The organism is Janthinobacterium sp. TND4EL3, from assembly GCF_900156175.1.
GTDB lineage: Bacteria > Pseudomonadota > Gammaproteobacteria > Burkholderiales > Burkholderiaceae_D > Janthinobacterium.
This window is the reverse complement of sequence record NZ_FTMV01000041.1, coordinates 1-16,160: the sequence shown is the minus strand read 5'-3', so window position 1 is coordinate 16,160 and position 16,160 is coordinate 1. Positions and strand designations below refer to the sequence as shown.

The 16,160-nt window shown below is 56.3% G+C and carries 18 protein-coding genes; 9 read left to right on the top strand and 9 right to left on the bottom strand.

Annotation, left to right across the window (positions count from 1 at the left end; all coding sequences use genetic code 11):
- Positions 1-470 precede the first annotated feature (470 nt).
- From BXA07_RS28865 to BXA07_RS28845, 6 genes are all read left to right on the top strand, one after another.
- Complete coding sequence (locus BXA07_RS28865; RefSeq protein WP_139335844.1) at positions 471-983, top strand: hypothetical protein; 513 nt, start codon at positions 471-473, stop codon at positions 981-983.
- Positions 984-1,207: 224 nt separating this feature from the next.
- A complete protein-coding gene (locus tag BXA07_RS30630) occupies positions 1,208-1,639 on the top strand; it encodes a hypothetical protein (protein WP_139335843.1) in 432 nt (143 codons plus the stop codon).
- 547 nt (positions 1,640-2,186) lie between these two features.
- Complete coding sequence (locus BXA07_RS28855) at positions 2,187-2,570, top strand: hypothetical protein (protein ID WP_076573129.1); 384 nt, start codon at positions 2,187-2,189, stop codon at positions 2,568-2,570.
- A complete protein-coding gene (locus tag BXA07_RS28850) occupies positions 2,567-2,836 on the top strand; it encodes a hypothetical protein (protein WP_076573128.1) in 270 nt (89 codons plus the stop codon). Before BXA07_RS28855 ends, BXA07_RS28850 begins: the two co-directional genes overlap by 4 nt.
- Positions 2,837-3,022: 186 nt before the next feature.
- A complete protein-coding gene (locus BXA07_RS30625) occupies positions 3,023-3,310 on the top strand; it encodes a hypothetical protein (protein WP_139335842.1) in 288 nt (95 codons plus the stop codon).
- A gap of 606 nt (positions 3,311-3,916) precedes the next feature.
- Positions 3,917-5,806 carry an adenine nucleotide alpha hydrolase family protein gene (locus BXA07_RS28845; protein ID WP_232731427.1) on the top strand — a complete coding sequence of 630 codons (1,890 nt, stop codon included), beginning with the start codon at positions 3,917-3,919 and terminating at the stop codon, positions 5,804-5,806.
- A 414-nt stretch (positions 5,807-6,220) separates the two neighbouring features.
- Here BXA07_RS28845 and BXA07_RS28840 read toward each other — a convergent pair whose 3' ends face one another.
- The 9 genes from BXA07_RS28840 to BXA07_RS28795 all read right to left on the bottom strand — a co-directional run bounded on the left by BXA07_RS28840 (position 6,221) and on the right by BXA07_RS28795 (position 13,271).
- Positions 6,221-6,583 (bottom strand): hypothetical protein, encoded by a 363-nt coding sequence (locus BXA07_RS28840; protein ID WP_076573127.1) that lies wholly within the window; start codon positions 6,581-6,583, stop codon positions 6,221-6,223.
- A 27-nt stretch (positions 6,584-6,610) separates the two neighbouring features.
- On the bottom strand, positions 6,611-7,078 hold the full coding sequence (locus tag BXA07_RS28835) for a hypothetical protein (protein WP_076573126.1): 468 nt from the start codon (positions 7,076-7,078) through the stop codon (positions 6,611-6,613).
- Between the two features lie 36 nt (positions 7,079-7,114).
- Positions 7,115-7,375 (bottom strand): hypothetical protein, encoded by a 261-nt coding sequence (locus tag BXA07_RS28830; RefSeq protein WP_076573125.1) that lies wholly within the window; start codon positions 7,373-7,375, stop codon positions 7,115-7,117.
- A gap of 199 nt (positions 7,376-7,574) precedes the next feature.
- The gene (locus BXA07_RS28825; RefSeq protein WP_076573124.1) at positions 7,575-7,892 is read right to left on the bottom strand and encodes a hypothetical protein; all 318 of its coding nucleotides are present in this window, start codon (positions 7,890-7,892) and stop codon (positions 7,575-7,577) included.
- 195 nt (positions 7,893-8,087) lie between these two features.
- Positions 8,088-8,792, bottom strand: a complete 705-nt coding sequence (locus BXA07_RS28820; protein WP_076573123.1) for a hypothetical protein — start codon at positions 8,790-8,792, stop codon at positions 8,088-8,090.
- Between the two features lie 8 nt (positions 8,793-8,800).
- Complete coding sequence (locus BXA07_RS28815) at positions 8,801-9,772, bottom strand: ExeA family protein (RefSeq protein ID WP_076573122.1); 972 nt, start codon at positions 9,770-9,772, stop codon at positions 8,801-8,803.
- Positions 9,762-11,396 carry a DDE-type integrase/transposase/recombinase gene (locus tag BXA07_RS28810; RefSeq protein ID WP_198511371.1) on the bottom strand — a complete coding sequence of 545 codons (1,635 nt, stop codon included), beginning with the start codon at positions 11,394-11,396 and terminating at the stop codon, positions 9,762-9,764. The genes BXA07_RS28815 and BXA07_RS28810 overlap by 11 nt, the downstream gene beginning before the upstream one ends.
- A 4-nt stretch (positions 11,397-11,400) precedes the next feature.
- A complete protein-coding gene (locus tag BXA07_RS28805; RefSeq protein ID WP_076573120.1) occupies positions 11,401-11,976 on the bottom strand; it encodes a recombinase family protein in 576 nt (191 codons plus the stop codon).
- A gap of 452 nt (positions 11,977-12,428) precedes the next feature.
- A complete protein-coding gene (locus tag BXA07_RS28795) occupies positions 12,429-13,271 on the bottom strand; it encodes a helix-turn-helix transcriptional regulator (RefSeq protein ID WP_003464996.1) in 843 nt (280 codons plus the stop codon).
- A 117-nt stretch (positions 13,272-13,388) separates the two neighbouring features.
- Between BXA07_RS28795 and BXA07_RS28790 the strand changes: the two genes are divergently transcribed.
- The 3 genes from BXA07_RS28790 to BXA07_RS28780 all read left to right on the top strand — a co-directional run bounded on the left by BXA07_RS28790 (position 13,389) and on the right by BXA07_RS28780 (position 15,997).
- Positions 13,389-13,922, top strand: a complete 534-nt coding sequence (locus BXA07_RS28790; protein WP_020309197.1) for a carboxymuconolactone decarboxylase family protein — start codon at positions 13,389-13,391, stop codon at positions 13,920-13,922.
- Between the two features lie 168 nt (positions 13,923-14,090).
- Positions 14,091-14,567 (top strand): DM13 domain-containing protein, encoded by a 477-nt coding sequence (locus BXA07_RS28785; RefSeq protein WP_011711661.1) that lies wholly within the window; start codon positions 14,091-14,093, stop codon positions 14,565-14,567.
- Between the two features lie 401 nt (positions 14,568-14,968).
- On the top strand, positions 14,969-15,997 hold the full coding sequence (locus BXA07_RS28780) for an IS30-like element ISShes10 family transposase (RefSeq protein WP_011711660.1): 1,029 nt from the start codon (positions 14,969-14,971) through the stop codon (positions 15,995-15,997).
- Positions 15,998-16,160: the final 163 nt, after the last annotated feature.

Sequence of the window (16,160 nt, the reverse complement as noted above, 5' to 3'; positions counted from 1 at the left end):
AGTGAAAGATCAGATTGGAACAGTGTACGCAAAACCTGCCTGGCCTTGAAGAGTGGCCAACTACGCATAGGTACATGATCCCACGAATCTAAACACGTAGGGGCAATGCGAAGGAGATTTGCCACGCCTGGTGCCAACGTCAAAACGTTCGGCAAAATGCGGCTGAGATAGCAACACAGAATACACAGGAGCGCTTTAACGCTTCGCTTCAACTCTCTACCAACTGGGTGAACCTTCCCCAGTGGGGCAGGTTCGTCCTCGTTTCAAGGATTAAACATGCTCCAAAAAAACTCCATTTCGCAATATATCAAGCGTCACGTTGCAGCGGCCGGCTCCACGCACACCGCCTCCAACTTGCTTTTTACCTTCCACGTTGCATGCTGGCACCCGATGCTCGTATACGGCCGTTCCAAGATCGAATACTTCCTCGCTGACCAGGCCGGCGCCACATACCAACCCCGTGTTGCCTCATGAAGACTGCTAAAGACCTCCAGGCATCATTCGGACGGCGCAAGCCAAATCAACAGGAAGTCGAGATGCTCCACCAACTACGTCAGCAAGACGTTGAACAGCTCCTGAAGAAAAACATGATCACCGTCAACGACATCATGGGTTTAGACTGGGGTGGCCGATTCGCCATTGCAAACAGACACTTCGACAAATGTGACGACGCCGCGAAGCAAGCGCTACTACACGATCAGCATCATGCTGTCCGTGCAGCAGCGTCCCTGTTCAAACCGCCGGTGAAGTTCGCACGAGTCAGTGCAGTGGCACTAGCGATTATGGATGGCAAGCCAAACATAGGTACGCTAAATGGCGTGAAATCACTTGATGGCATTGAAGAGATGATTATCTCAACACATCCGTTTGCCATCCTTGAAGCTGCCGAAAAGTTCATTTCCGGCTTCGAAGATGACACCACACAGTTAGGCGTTAGCGAATTGCTCGCCCAACTGCGAGCATGCATTAACCCCATCCGGTAAATCACTACAACATTCCGCCTTGCCCTCATCGAGGGCACGGCGGATGTTCTTTCATCTTTCGCTTCATATTTATCGTGATCCCTAACTTAAATAGGGATCCACTGAATGAGAAGATATGTAATATCGATACATCTCTCAATGACGCTTTGCAGAACCCTGCTTCTGCAAAGCCGCTCGGCCAACTCCTTTCTAATCGCCAGTCCCTGGCAAAGTATGGAGTCACCATGGATATCGAAATCACTTTCACGCAATTTAATGAATTGACCAACCGATTGGACCAGGAGGTTTGTGCTGGGCTCCAGCGCATACTGGAATGTCAACACGGAATGTATCTCGTGGAGCAGCACAGACTTGGCGACCACGTCATTTTTTCGGTCCACACCGATCAGCATCGCATAGAAATCCTGTCGGCATTCATACCCCTTCGTCGAAAGATAGAAGACCTGTGTACGATTCAGCCAACCCTCGCAAAGTTCATTTGCATACGGCATCTAATCAACCCTAATGAGCTTGGCTGGTGGCATGTTGACCAGAGTTATGGAGATCGCGGGTATGCCACATTCTGCGTAAATCCACTCGATATCGACGGCATCCAGAATTTTATCGGCGTTCTTGCAAAACACATGCTTGAGCATCTCATAAAGATACACGCTTGAGTCACTTCACAAATCTGCCATCGCTCAAAAGATCGAAAGCATTCTCAGAGGTTTTCGCTAACTGGGCATTTTAAGAAATACTTGGGTCAACTCATGTCATCAAATCTACGCACACCTGTGCAGACCACACCATCATTGGCGCCCCTGGCATGTTACGCCGAAGCAGTTGTGTTTCTTAGTAATCGCGACGGTATCGCATTGCCGCAGTCGATCGAGGACCAGTTTTTAAGAAAGCTGAGTACCTCTGGATCAGTTCTTTTTGGAGGCGCCACGTATGTATTGCTTTCTCACCATGTGGGAGGGATACGGGATGGATGGACTGTTATTGCAATATATCCAAATGGATCGAAAAAAACCTTTGGCGAAGGTCACGCTTTAACCCGACCTCTAGCCGTTCAGGTCGCAAAAGAAGATGCACTGGACTGGTGGACGAACCGCCGTGATTCACAAGCACAAGTAACTTTGGGCTAGCCCCGGCTACTACACAAACTTAACCCTAGTGGGGCTCTCCCGCTAGGGGAGCCCCATGCCTATATTGGAGCATACAATGGCTTTTTCCTGCACAGACTTCACCGACAACATCATCAATTTTCTCATTGGCCACGGCGTGCTCAACGAGGCCGAATTTGAACCCGACGATCCCGAATCACAATCTGACGCTGCAACCGCGGCTCTCACCAATATCTTCAATGGGAAAGCAAAGTCTGCCAGCTTCATGCAAGAACTGCTGGACGCGCACGAGACGCTCACTGGAATAGGTGAGGAGCATGGAGTACGCACTCTCGCTGATTGCATGTACATGCTGAGCGCTCTGCAGAAGGGCACTTACATCGAGGTCCACCACCCGAGCGAATCGAAGATCCTGGACGTGATTCAGGGTATGCCGTCCGCTGCGGTTTGGATGATACATGTGCAAGAGGTTACAGAATGACAAAAGACCAGCTCATGGTTCTTGCAACAGTCAGCCTGGGTATCATCGAGGCGGTCGCTGTAGCCGGCGAGCAGGGCGCTCCTGGCGGCGTGCTCTACGCTGCCATGCAGGCCCAAGGCGCTACGCATAACCAGTTCCAATCCATTATGGGGACGATGACGAAACCTGGGTACCTGGTGTTGGAAGATGACTGCTATCGCAGCACTTCTAGCACACCAGAATTGACCACCAAGTTGACCCGAATCCTCGCTGCAATCGAAGTTTAAACCTCCACTTATCCATATGACACACCAGCCCTGCGCTGGTGTGTTCGACTGGACCGTCTTACTGACCTTTGCCCTGCACAGGTGAGTAACCGCACAGTTATCTACGCCGAATCACGGCATCCATCTACGGCCTCGCGCCATCTACACATTCGCAAGTATTGCGAACGAAACAATTAGGAGAATTACATGCAAGCCAATCAAATCCATAATCACTCGAGCGCCCCAGTGCAGTTACACGCAGTTCACCATAAATTAGGTGAGGCGCAGCCGATAGAAGGCCTGGTTGCTGCTTACACGCTGGGAACCCAGTCTTGCAATGATCGTTATCCAACTGTCCCAGCAAAATTCAATTCGGCGCCGGCCTTGCTTGCAGCATGGAGCGAGGGCCGAAAAGACCAAGAAATGATGAAAGAAATGCAAGAGTGCCGCCATTGCTCAAATGCGAGCGGTGATCCTTGCGTCATCCACGACTAATCAACGAACCACACCAAGCCGCATAGCGGCATTCAACCTAGCGGGGAAACACCCCCGTTCGGTGGTGCTCTCCGCCATTTATATCGGAAAGCACCTAAAACCATGTCCCGCTCACCTACAAGCAGTACCCTCACCGATGCTGATCGTGCAGCTATGCGTCGACGTCCGCCTGTTACGTTGGCTTCCTGGAAGCGCGATGCGCAAGCAGACGATGACATCGTGATCAAGTCAAACAAAAACCATCCACCGCAAGTGAATCAGGAAACAATGACTACCAAGGTGGTCTCTTCTTAAATCGAAACACCATGCGCCACTCTATGACAGCCATGCTGCCATAGAGTGAGCGCATCCCATCTTCTGGTGCCATGCCAACCGCAGGATGCCGCCTCATAGCACTACCCGCAGACTGGACCACCAAGCCCACCTCGGCTGGTTATTTCGCGTTCAGTACTTCGACACTGATCTTTGCCATGCAAAGGTGAGTAGTCTCGCTGAATTTAAACGCCGGCTTTCGGCATCCATACATGGTCTCACGCCATCTAAACAATCACCCCTCGGGCACTCCACCCGTATGGGGTGCCTGTTGGATCAACCTCGAGTTCAAAAATGTACATTCAACATTCACGACCAACCAGTAACGACACGACCAACGAACTCTTGGCACTGCTCGAATCAACGACACCGCAAGATGCTAAAGCCAGCCATATTGGCCACTCGAAATCAATCCAGGAGCAGGGCATTGAGACACTGCTCGAGCTCATCCGCCAGCGTCATTCCCTGCATCTACGATTCAGTTCTGGCAAGGACTCAACTTCGTGTGTCGTCCTCATGATCGAAGCTGTGCGTCGAGCTGTTGCCGAAGGCATCACAACAACGCACTACATCAGCAGCAGCAGCACTGGCATCGAAAACCCATTGATGGAAATGCATCTATTGACCGTTCAAGATGAAATGCGCGAGCATTTCTCCGAACATGCACTGCCGATAGAGATATACCTGACACACCCATCGCTGGCATCGTCGTTCATCGTAACAACGATCGGACGCGGCACGCTTCCGCGCTTTCCAGAAAACAGTAAGGCTCGCCAATGTGCCGTTGACTGGAAATACCACCCAGCCCAGCGGTTGGCCTCCGAACTGGACGCGCGATCGATTGCGCAAACTGGCCGTGAAATGGTCACAATAATTGGGTCGCGCCTGGACGAGTCGACCGTGCGGAAAGGACGGATGGAAAGTCGCGGTGAATCAGCAAATGAACCAGTCCGTGGATCTTCCGGCGAGTTGGTCTTGAGCATCATCGCGAACTGGACACTATCCGATGTTTGGGAAACGCTAGAAATGCTGTTGGAGCCAGAAAGTAGCCCATATCTGTCGCCGATTTCAGCAGAAAGTGTGCATCGACTGTTCACCATCTACCAAGATGCGAACGATGGTGTATGTGGCGTTGTGCTGGGTGACGGGGGAAATAAGCAACCTTGCGGGGCACGCACCGGGTGCGCATTTTGCACTTTGACCGGCGCAGCGGACAAAAGCATGGAGAGCATGCTGACTCTTGAACGAAATGCCTTTATGCGGCCTCTCAACGACTTCCGCAACCTGCTAATGCTAACTCAATTCGACATGGAGTCGCGCGAGATAGTCGGCAGAACGGTCAGCGCAGCTGGTTACATTCCTATCCGGCCAGACGTGTATTCATATGATTTTCGACAATCCATGCTCCGTTACCTCTTGTCAGTGGATGCCAACGAAAGGGACAGGGCGGAAGAATTGGAAGCCGCCATTTTCATAGGCAGCGTGGCTGACACGAAAGAAAACCGCCTAATGTCCAACCCAACTTTTGAACTCATTTCCTTACAACAGCTGGCGCTGATTGATTGGCATTGGAGCAATCACTATCAAGCCGTCGAAGCATTTCCCGCCGTGGCCATCTGGTATGAGGTGAACATTTTAGGACGACGATATTCAATCCCAAAACCCGACAAGGCACCGAAACTGACCATTCCAACCACACGATGGTTCAAGGTGGGGAAATATGACCACGAAGCCCCGTCCGAAGGTATGCGCAGCGTGGTTGACGAGTTATGGAACCCATACCTTCACCCTGAAAGGCAATTTTCACACCGCGTAATCAAAGGCAAGAATACCACCTGGTTCAACGAGACCGACCAACTCAGTGTTGATGCAGAAAAAGCCTGTGAGTTCATCACCTGCGTATACCCTACGATGTCGATCGATTGCAATAATATGTCGGCATCTGAATCTGCCACCTTCTGGCTGAATCAGGGGATTGTCAGCCTCCCAACTGGCCACACCCAAAGGTACCAGGAGATTGCGCTTCGCAATCGATACTTCGCAAACCTTTCCCTTCGTTTTGATCTTTCTCCAGTTGAGTTAAAGCACTACCTGGTGCAGAAGTCCATCTCGAATGCTGAGCACCAGAAACTACTACCACCGGCCCCACAATTGGACATGTTCGATATTGACACGTCTTCATAGCAGAGCCGTCATCTATCACAACCTCACCTTGACTATCCCCGGAAAAGCCGACAAGGGATGTCGAGTTCATGCAATAAAGTAAGTTTCTATTATCGTTCTTCGGCAGAAATGCCGTTCATCTAAGCGAAAAAGCACCATTTCCTGAATAGGATTTGGTGCTTTTTTTCATAAAGCATTGTTCGTTCATTCAGCCTGGTGGACCAGGTAGTACCTTAAATTCGTGATCCATGATGCCATGCACCCAGCGTGCGGCAAAGGCCTCCGGTGGCAAGCCCGCCGGCACTACCAACAGCCACGGCCCCGCCTGAGCGGAGAAACCAACCGTCATGCGCTTGTCGATAACCCGCCATGCCTCACCGCGAGTACCTGGACGATTGTGTGCGGCGAGCGTGATAAGCACGAATTTCCTTCATGTTAGCCGTGAAAATCACGACTAAGAATTTGCTGCGGTGTGAGGTGAAGAATGCCCGTTATTTCTTGCAGCGTGTAGCCAATCCATCCGACATCATCGGCGCTATACTTCACTAACAAGCAGTGGTACAAGTCGAGGCGCTGTTGAAAATCATGAATTTCAGCTTCGGTATAACCCCGTAGGCGAGAAAATCCCATCCAGTCGTCGCCGGCGTATGCCTCTATTTCCGCACGCGTCCAAGTAGCAGGGTCGCTTACAATTTCCGCTCGTAGCGTCCTGTCATATGCCTCAGCGTATCGCATCACTTCTAGGTCGGCCCGCATATCATCCGAGAGCTGAAGCTGCGTCATATCCAGCGGGTGCATCAAGTCTCCGTATCGCATTATTTCCCACTAATGAGTAGATGTGGCGATTGCTAGCATCGCCATAGATGGATGGAGTTCTTTAGCCTCTTGAATCAGTGCAACCAGTTGCGGCGGCAACGCAGCCCTATCTGCGACATCGACCGCGGCTAGACGCGCCGTGATGGACCAGGAATGCTCCAATTCAGCGCCTTCCTCATCTACGTCCGTCAGATCATCTCTCTCTTCACGATCAACGATGGCAGCTGCCAATCGTGCCCGGTATTCATCCATCTCGACTTCCGAAATAAGGGCACCGTGATACCAGCCTCCGGTCAGGCCAAGCGCGTATGCATAGCTGAATCCATCCGCACCGCCAAAATCCGATCTTGTCGCGGCTGACTCGATATATCCTTCAGCGATACACTTTGCGTGTGCGGTCCTCTCAGCCGGAGTAGCGGTTGCAATAGCGCGTTCGGACGTCAATACTTTACAATCCTGCTTTTGGTCTGGTTTCATTCTGCTCTCCAAATCAACTTTCTCTCCGGTACAAAATTACGAGTTCTCGTGATCCATCGCGGCCAGATAGTCTGGCATCGTTGCTTTATCGGTCATACGTGCATCATGCGCATCTGCAGTCATTATCAGAGCAGCAGCCACTTCACGGACCTCACGTGAAGTCAGCCATTTTCCCTCAATGCCAACACCAACCCAAATGCGATCACGGGTCGGAGTGTTCCCCTTGCTTGTATCAGCGATATCGACGCCGCCGCATTGGATTGCTGAATGTTCGATATATTTTTCACTTTCATACATATTAGCTCCTTGTTTACACCCAGGGCGCGTTTTCCATCCTAGTTTAGGATGCAGACTCGACCAAGAATCTAATTAGTCGAATTATTCCGTACCCGATTATTAAACCGGCAACAATTTGTACAACTGAGTTTTCGTACCATTTTTCTTCGTCTTTTTTTGTATCTTCCCACGTCGTTCGTCGTTCATGGAAATTCCTCGATCAAATTGCCAGAGTTTCGATGCGGCCGGGATCAGTACCGACCGAACGCAGGAGAACCCAAACTTGGCGCCGCTCGTCCCGGTCGAATTCAGTACCGGCCAGATCGACGCCAAAGGGCTGCACCAGCGCCCATACGCCAGGCGCAACCTGCAAAGTGCCATTGGCCTTGGGGTTCGCCTTCAAAGTGGCCGCAAGCGTGTCCAAGAATCGTTTGCGCGACCACTCGACCGGCATCGATGCCGTGGCCGAATACGGCAGCACTCGCAGGTGTGCTACAGCAGCTACAATGTCTGGTTCACTGATGACAATTTGCGACATACGATACTTCCTTGTTTGATTATCGGGTGCGGAACACTAGGTGTAACGACCTGCAATCGAAACGGGCCGGACCAGCAATCCAGCCGATTCTCGGCCAGGAATAACTGCGAATGAAGGCCCCCTCAAACCAGCATTAGCTGCGAATGAACCTGCATTTATCCGCGCGGACTTGCATTCCATCGGCGCGAACCAGAATTATTTGCAACTGACCAGGATGTTCAACACCGCCTTGGTATCGGCCTCGATTTCGGCCAGCACGCCCAGCCAGTGGTCGATGACGCGCTTGACGCTCGCCGCTGGCTGGGTGTCGCGCCACACCGTCAGGATGTGCCGGTAGCCGACCAGATCGGCCCGCTGTACGCAATACGCTGTCGTCATCTGAGTTGCCTCGATGTCGGTGAATGATCCAGGGACGCGCCTGGCCTGCGCCAGCAGTCCGACCTGGGCGGCCGTGTCGCTCTGGATGCCCCGCAGATGTTCGATAATGAGCGGCAGGCCGGTCGGATTCGGCCAAGCAAGGATTTCGACTTCCTCGGTCATGGCGGTGCCGGTGTCGATCCTCAATACATCGTGGAAGCCCGCTCCGATCAAGTCTGCCTTTGGGATGTTCGTGTGCGTCCACGGAAACAGCTCCTGTTTCTGCTCGATCAGCATGCGCAGGTCCTGCTTGAATCCATGCTCCAAGCCGGGAGGTGGTGCCTCCTGGTTGTCGGCCTCGACCATTTTCCAGATTCTGTCGACGTGGTCCTCTTGCTCGGCGTCAGGAAACAGGCTGATGTTCCACGCCAGGCAGCAGCTCATGACCGCCTTCTTCCGCGCCTCCAGTTCGTTCAAGAACAGGACGTGCGGCAGCATAAAGGACGAAAAGCAGGAGGCGACGGTAAATTGTTTAAATTTCATGGGCAATATCAGATCGGCAGGCCTGCGGCAAGTATCCGGTCGCGCAGCTCTGCGGTGCGCGCCGGTTCGAGTTTGTTGTTGAACAGCGCGCGGATTTCCGCCGGCTTGGCGTCGAACTGCTCGACCATATCCTTCAGCCTGTACCCGTGGCGGGTCAGGGTCGGCTCCAGATCGTCCAGCTGGCGCGACAGCACGGTTTCCACCAGCGCGGCCGTGACGGGCTTCTCGCCGGTCTGGTAGCCCGCCTCCAGCGCCAGGGTCAGGTGCAGTTGGACTTGTAGCGGCGTGCGCAGTTTGGTGGACAGGATATCAATTGCTTCGCCGTCGAGTATCGACTCGGGATCGGTGTTCGGGGCCGCGCTCGCGCCAAGCAGCCACAGGATGTACTCGCGCTGGCTGCCGGCGACGCCATCGAGCGTGAAGATGTCGGTGCGGTAGCCGATTTCCTCCATGGTCGGCCGGCGCAGGTCGTTGCGCAGTTTAGGATGGCCGGCCAGGATCACTGACAGCCGGCCTCCCGCGTCCTCGACCACTTCCATCAGGCGCTTGAGGCCGATGAGAGTGTGTCCGTTCAGGTCGTGCGCCTCGTCGACGAACAGCGCCACCGGCCGCTTCCCTTTTTTGACGATTTCCTGCAATTCGCGTTCGCGCTTCTCGCTCTGCTTGGGAATTTGTACCTGCTTGTCCTGCGTCAGGTCGTAGTAGAGCGTGGAGATCAAGGTGGCCAGCTTGATGCTGTGCTTTTCCACGGATAGCGACTTGGCGACAGCCACGCGGTTCTCGTCCTTCAAAATCTGCTGAAGGCGGCGCAGCGTGACCGTCTTGCCGCTGCCGACAACGCCGCACAGGGCGATCAGCCGCCCCTCAAGGACCGCGCCCTTGATGTCCTTGATCAGCTGCTTGTGGTGGTCGGTTTCGTAGTAGCCGGCCTGGCTGAGCGGCTGTGTCAGCCCGTAGTACTGCATCACTTCAACTCGCATGGTCCTCTCCAGTCTTCTTGTTTCGGAAATAATCTCGTATGCGAGCGAGCACGACGCTGCGTGTCAGCGTCTCGCTCAGCACCTGGTCGATGACGGCGCGATCCTCTTGCGACAGCTTGGCCAGCGGCCTGGCCAGCTCGTCCGCAATCGCGAGCTTGGCGGCGATGACGTTCGCAAAATGGAATTCGTGCGCCTCGGCGTTGAAGGGCTGGATTGGCAATTCGCCTGGTAGATTTAGTGGGGCCAAGTGCAGCTCCTTGCCGGCCAGCGCCTCGATGGGCAGTTTGAGCTGGTCGGCCAGAGTGCGGATGCGGTCGGCGCGCGCGTCGGCCGCGCCACGCTTGAATGCACGGTAGCGGTTTAATGGGATCGGCCCGGCGACCGGATAGTATGGGCCGGTGCGCACGCCTTCGTACTCGACGTACAGTTCGTTGTCGAACAGCCCCCAAAGCAGAAGCACGTATTCGCCGGCCATGTCCGGCTCGACTTCGTAGCTGGTGCCCTCGACCGACACGCGCGCGTCCACTCCCACCCGGCGCCGTTCCGGCTCGCGGGCGAAGCGGCAGTACTGCTCCCATGCGCACATTTCCCGGATGCCGCCGCTGGGGAAGTTGGCAAGCCAGTCCTCGATGCGCGAATGCGGCTCGGATCGGTGATCCTGGCGAATGTAGCGCATCAGGTAGCGCATCAGCCATTCGTTGGCCTGCTGCTCGGTCTCCGGTTTGTGGAAGTGGTACAGCGTCTCGTGGGCTTCCTTCACCGTGCGGAACGGTCGTTCAACTTTTCCCTTGGAGCGCGCCGTAACCCGCTCGCCGTCCTTGCCGGCCGGGATGTGCGTCATCCACTCGATGCCCAGCGCCTGCATCACGTTTTGGAAAACCCGGCTCTTGGCGACCGGGCCGTTGTCGAGGTAGATCATCAGCGGCCGGCCTTGGAACGGATATTCAGGGTCGGCCTTCGCCGCCATCGCGTTGAACAGGAAGCGCAGCGCCGATTCGGCATCCTCCCCATAAACGCAGCGGTACTCCACATAAGGCACGCCGCTGCGGTCGTCCACGACGCTGTACAGCATCATGGTCGGTTCGCCCTTACCTGGCTCCACCCATTCCGGCCGGTCGATCCGCTTGAGGTCGGATGGCGACATATCGAACTGCCAGCAGTCGTTGCTGTGTTCGGCCTGGAAGCGTACCGCTGGCGGCTGGCGGCGCAGACGCGGCTGGTCGAGGTGCCAAAGCGTGAGGTACTGGTTGACCGTGCTGCGCGTCAGCACGCCTTGCGGCGCGCGCACCAGGCCTTGCGCCGTCTCGACGCCATACTCTTCCAGCAGCTCGATGGCGCGCTTCGTGGACAGGTGGCGGCCCTGCTTGTTGGTGGTGCGCAGCTTGAGGGCGGCGACCAGCTCGCAGTAGCGCTCCAGTTCCGATTTCGGCAGCACGCGAGGCTTGCCGTGATCGGTGCGGTGGATCACGCGAGGTTTCAAAAATTCCGTCAGGGCGCGATATACCGTTGAAGTGGAGATGCCGTACAGCTCGGACATGGCCCGCACCTGGGCGGCGCGCTCCGAACTTTTGTGCGGCAGACGGTCGAGTCGCTGCCGCAATTGCAGCAGCGACTCGACCGATATCTGCTTACGCCACCCGGCCGCCATCACCGTCAGCCTTGTCGAGGTAGTTGTAGAGCGTGGATTTGGAAATCCCCATCATCTTGCAGATTTCCTCAACAGTATGGTTTCGCTCCCGGTGCAATTTCAGGGCCAGCGCGAGCTTGGCCGGATCGAGGCGCTTGGGCCGTCCGCCCATGCGGCCGCGTGCACGCGCCGCGAGCAGCCCGGCCTGCGTGCGCTCGCGGATCAGATTGCGCTCGAACTCGGCCAGTGCGCCGAACAGGTGGAAGACCAGCTTGCCGCCGCTCGATGTGGTGTCGATGTTCTCTTGAAGGCTGCGCAGCCCGACCTTGGCGGCCTCTAGCCGTTCGACCAGCTCGATGAGGTTCTTGAGCGACCGCCCCAGCCGGTCCAGCCGCCAGATGACCACCGTGTCGCCGGCGCGCAGCATGCTCATGAGGGTGGCCAGCCCGGTGCGCTCCGCCCTGGCACCGCTCACCATGTCCTCGAAAACCCGCTCGCAGCCGGCCGCCTGCAACGCATCGCGCTGCAAGTCCAGATTTTGGTCGTCGGTCGAGACGCGGGCGTAGCCGATCAGCATGGCGACTTGTCCAATTAATCACGAAAACTCAGTATAGCTGGACTTTGAATATTGGATAGGGATTGTGGATTGTCGGTGTGCTTGAAAAGGCCGCCACATTGTCGTTTTCAGAAGACGGCTGCACTGAACGTCAGAAGCCGACTGCACTATAGCAGCGGAGGGGTTGGATCCATCAGGCAACGACGGGCTGCTGCCGGCCAATAGCCGACAATGACGACACTGGAAATCCCCGCCTGTGAGCGTCGGCTCAGGGCGGGACAGCGTCATCCAGCTACCTGCGCCACTGACTCAGCCTTGTCCAGCCGGCCGCGCCGCACGAACAGACTGACCAGCCGTTGACGGATCGCCACCTGGAGTTCCGCCAGTTGTTCCGGCGTGATGCGAATTTCACCCGCTCGACGAGCGCAACACCGGCGCCGCCTACGCCAAGAACCGGCGAATCGAACTCAAACTCACGAACCGCTGAGCGCCGCGTCACCGCGCTGCTGCGCCAGCCAGTCGCGCGGGGCGCAGCCCATGCGCACGCGGAAGGCGCGCGCCAGAGCGTTCGGGCTGCCGTAGCCGACGCGGTCGGCCACCACCGCCACCGGCCGCCCCTGCTTGAGCAGGGTGCAACTGACGTTCATCCGCCAGTCGGCCAGATAGTCGCCCGGCGTGACGCCCACCGCGTCCTTGAACGCGGCGGCGAAGCGCGCGCGTGACATGCCCGCCTTCGCCGCCAGCGCCTCGAGCGACCACGCGGTCTGCGGCGCATCGTGCATGGCGGTTATGGCGCGCGCGAGTTTCGGGTCGGCCAGGCCCGCCAGCAGTCCGGTGGCGCCAAGCCGCCCATCCATCAGATAACGCAGCAACTGGATCAGTAGCAACTCGCACAAGCGGTCGATGGCGGCCTGCCGACCGCACTGGTCGCGCTCGGCTTCGGCAAACAGCAACTCTAGCGTCGGCCCGAGGCCGGGCAAGTCCGCCAACGGAATCAGCAGCATCGACGGCAAGGCCATGGCCAACGGATTGCCCGTCGAAGCGCCCAGGTCGACCTCCGCACACAACCGCTCAGCGGTATCGCCGGGGGCGGCGACAAAACGATGCGACGCCACGCGCGGATAAAACAGCAGGCTCGGCTCGGTAACCAGCAGATCTTCATGCACGGGCGAACGCGCCGTAATCGGGCCGCGCCGCACCAGATGGATATAGCCATGCGGCGCCGCGTAATGATGCTGCCCACAGAAGGCGCCGCTGTGAAAAACGCGCGCCGAAAGCGAGTAGTGCCGGAGCAAGCCGGCCAGTCGATCCGCCATTCCACTCTCCATATAAGACGATAGGTTACGTATTTGATACTTTACGTGCCATATCGTACCAAACAAAGGGCGATCATGCCCACGTGCTCTTGCACCTCACCCACTACGGAGATAGACATGACCCAAATCGCCCCCCTGACCATCGACACCGCTGACGCCGCTACCGCTGCCACACTCAAGGCCGTCAAAGCCAAGCTTGGCATGGTGCCGAACCTGTTCGCCACGCTGGCCCACGCGCCGGCGGCGCTCAATGGCTACCTCGGCTTGTCCGAAACGCTGGGCACCGGCCGCCTGAATGCCTCCCAGCGCGAGATCGTTGCGCTCGCTGCCGGTCAAGCCAATCGCTGCCAGTATTGCCTGAGCGCACACACCCTGATCGGCAAAGGTGCCGGACTGTCGGCAGAGGCCATCGCCGCGGCCCGCACCGGCCAGGCGGCCAACGCACTTGACGATGCAATCGCCGGCTTTGCCCGCGCGCTGGTCGAGCAACGCGGCGTGGTGTCGGCCGACGCCATGGCCAACTACCGCCGCGCGGGGCTCGACGACGGCCTGATACTGGAAGTGATCGCCAACGTCGCGCTGAACACGCTCACCAACTACACCAACCACATCGCCGACACCACGGTGGATTTCCCCGTGGTCGCCGTCTGATCTCCATAGGCATATAAGGAGAACACGATGAAAATCGCACTCACCGGCGCTCTGCTCGCCAGCGCCCTCATGATGCTCCCGCTTCAATTCAATAACCGTGTTGCACTCAGATCCTGCAACCAGCTATTGTGATGGACACACCAAATAACTCACTGCATGAGGCAACCCATGAAAAAGCAATTAAAAATAATTCTGCTCGCGTCCCACCTGGCTCTGTTTGGCGCGGGAGTTGGGCTAGGGATCTATATACTTCCGATTTTGACAGCACAAGAAAACGCCACCATCGCCGAAATTGAAGAAGTGCAAAAGGTGGCAAAGTATAGCGGAGAGTTCAAGAAAGATCAGAAAGGCAGCGACGCCCTTCACTGGGCGAATGGACAACTTTTTGTTACGGATAACGAAATTGTATTTAAAGGTGATGTAGCACCTGGTCCAGACTACAAAATTTACCTGACAAAGAAACAAGCCACCGACAAAGAATCGTTTTTGGACATAAAGAAAGAAGCAATTCTGATTGGCGAATTGAAAAACTTCGGGAATTTCAAGAAAACCATTCCTGCAAGCGTCAACGTCAACGAGTTTACAACGGTCCAAATATGGTGCGAGCATTTCTCTAAGTTCATCGGCTCCGCAAAATATCAGTAAACAAGCTTAAACTTGGATCTTGCCTGTTCACGAATAACATGCGCCTCATGCCAATGGAAATTAAAGTCTTGCCGGGCATGAGGCCTCCCCTCCACGTCTAGATTCTTGAAGTCAAAATTGACCTCAACCGACCCTCAGACACTGACTACGATGCCTGCATACCCTGAAGCGGTTCACCAGATGGGCTTGCGACAGAGATAAGTACGCGCCAACCTCAGATGCCGCTAAGGCTCTATACGCCGCCTTATCGGAATGGGTGGAATTTTGCGCGCGAGCGTCTAATGTTATCCAAGAGCGAGGGCTCTGATTAGTCCCGTCTCCCATGAAGATTCGCAGACTAAGACCCGGCGGCCGCAAAAACTGAGTGCAACACCTGACCTTTCCGGTACGGTGCTGCCACTATGTCCTATCACGAACTCAGTATCCCCGAACGTGCGACCCTTCAACTCGGCCTTGCCCAAGGTTTCAGCCAGCGGCGAATTGCCCGGATGCTCGGCCGCTCCCCCTCGACCATCAGCCGGGAGCTGCGCCGCAACCGGGCCCCTGGCACCCGCTACCAGGCCTGTGCTGCCCAGCAGCAGATGCAGGTCCGCCGCCAGGTCTGCAGGCCTCAGTGCAAGCTGCTGCCGGGCAGTGAGCGCTTCGAGCTGGTCGTCCATATGCTGCGTGAGGGTTTGTCTCCCGAGCAGATTGCCGGCAAGCTGCGCAGCATGAACATACCCAGCCTCAGAGAGGCCTACGTCTGCCGCGAGACGATCTATAACGCGATCTACGCCCTGCCGGTCGGTGGCCTGCGCAAGGAGCTGATCATCTGCCTGCGCCAGGGCAAGACGAGTCGCAGGCCGCGCTCTGGCGGCGTCGATCGGCGCGGCCAGATCCCTGAAATGCTCAGCATCCACGTGCGCCCGCCGGAGGTCGAAGACCGGCTGATGCCAGGCCATTGGGAGGGCGACCTGATCAAGGGCAAGGCCAATGCCTCGGCGGTGGGCACCTTGGTGGAGCGTACCAGCGGCTACCTGATGCTGATCAAGATGGCCGACGCGACGGCGACCTCGGCGCTGGAGGGCTTCAGTGCGGCGCTCAATGGCATGCCGCTGGCGGTGCGCAAGAGCATGACCTACGACCAGGGCCGGGAGATGGCGCGGCACGCCGAGATCACCCAGCGGACCGGGGTGGCGATCTACTTCTGCGACCCGCACAGCCCCTGGCAACGCGGCAGCAATGAGAACATCAATGGACTGATCCGCCAGTACCTGCCCAAGGGCACGGACTTGTCGGTGCATAGTCAGGAAGCCCTGGACGCCATCGCTTTGCAACTGAATATGCGACCGCGCAAACGCTTCGACTTCAAATGCCCGATCGAGGTGATGGGCGAAGTGATGCAAGAAGCCGTGGTGATGCGGCATGATGCTCCCGCTTCAATTCAATAACCGTGTTGCACTCAGATCCTGCAACCAGCCAGTCAATCACTGCCCTTGAAGGTGAAATTAGGCAAGCCGCTCAGGTTATTCATGAGCTTGAAGGTCAAAGTAACGAGATATCAAAAGTTCTTGACGTTATACGAGGGATCGCCGAGCAAACGAATTTGTTGGC

Excerpts from the sequence above, each read along its gene's own strand:
- BXA07_RS28840 (WP_076573127.1), bottom strand. The coding sequence starts at position 6,583 with ATGCACCCGCTGGATATGACGCAGCTTCAGCTCTCGGATGATATGCGG.
- BXA07_RS28780 (WP_011711660.1), top strand. The coding sequence starts at position 14,969 with ATGTCCTATCACGAACTCAGTATCCCCGAACGTGCGACCCTTCAACTC.
- BXA07_RS28855 (WP_076573129.1), top strand. The coding sequence starts at position 2,187 with ATGGCTTTTTCCTGCACAGACTTCACCGACAACATCATCAATTTTCTC.
- BXA07_RS30630 (WP_139335843.1), top strand. The coding sequence starts at position 1,208 with ATGGATATCGAAATCACTTTCACGCAATTTAATGAATTGACCAACCGA.
- BXA07_RS28795 (WP_003464996.1), bottom strand. The coding sequence starts at position 13,271 with ATGGCGGATCGACTGGCCGGCTTGCTCCGGCACTACTCGCTTTCGGCG.
- BXA07_RS28865 (WP_139335844.1), top strand. The coding sequence starts at position 471 with ATGAAGACTGCTAAAGACCTCCAGGCATCATTCGGACGGCGCAAGCCA.
- BXA07_RS28830 (WP_076573125.1), bottom strand. The coding sequence starts at position 7,375 with ATGTATGAAAGTGAAAAATATATCGAACATTCAGCAATCCAATGCGGC.
- BXA07_RS30625 (WP_139335842.1), top strand. The coding sequence starts at position 3,023 with ATGCAAGCCAATCAAATCCATAATCACTCGAGCGCCCCAGTGCAGTTA.
- BXA07_RS28845 (WP_232731427.1), top strand. The coding sequence starts at position 3,917 with ATGTACATTCAACATTCACGACCAACCAGTAACGACACGACCAACGAA.
- BXA07_RS28835 (WP_076573126.1), bottom strand. The coding sequence starts at position 7,078 with ATGAAACCAGACCAAAAGCAGGATTGTAAAGTATTGACGTCCGAACGC.
- BXA07_RS28805 (WP_076573120.1), bottom strand. The coding sequence starts at position 11,976 with ATGCTGATCGGCTACGCCCGCGTCTCGACCGACGACCAAAATCTGGAC.
- BXA07_RS28820 (WP_076573123.1), bottom strand. The coding sequence starts at position 8,792 with ATGAAATTTAAACAATTTACCGTCGCCTCCTGCTTTTCGTCCTTTATG.
- BXA07_RS28850 (WP_076573128.1), top strand. The coding sequence starts at position 2,567 with ATGACAAAAGACCAGCTCATGGTTCTTGCAACAGTCAGCCTGGGTATC.
- BXA07_RS28815 (WP_076573122.1), bottom strand. The coding sequence starts at position 9,772 with ATGCGAGTTGAAGTGATGCAGTACTACGGGCTGACACAGCCGCTCAGC.
- BXA07_RS28825 (WP_076573124.1), bottom strand. The coding sequence starts at position 7,892 with ATGTCGCAAATTGTCATCAGTGAACCAGACATTGTAGCTGCTGTAGCA.
- BXA07_RS28785 (WP_011711661.1), top strand. The coding sequence starts at position 14,091 with ATGAAAAAGCAATTAAAAATAATTCTGCTCGCGTCCCACCTGGCTCTG.
- BXA07_RS28790 (WP_020309197.1), top strand. The coding sequence starts at position 13,389 with ATGACCCAAATCGCCCCCCTGACCATCGACACCGCTGACGCCGCTACC.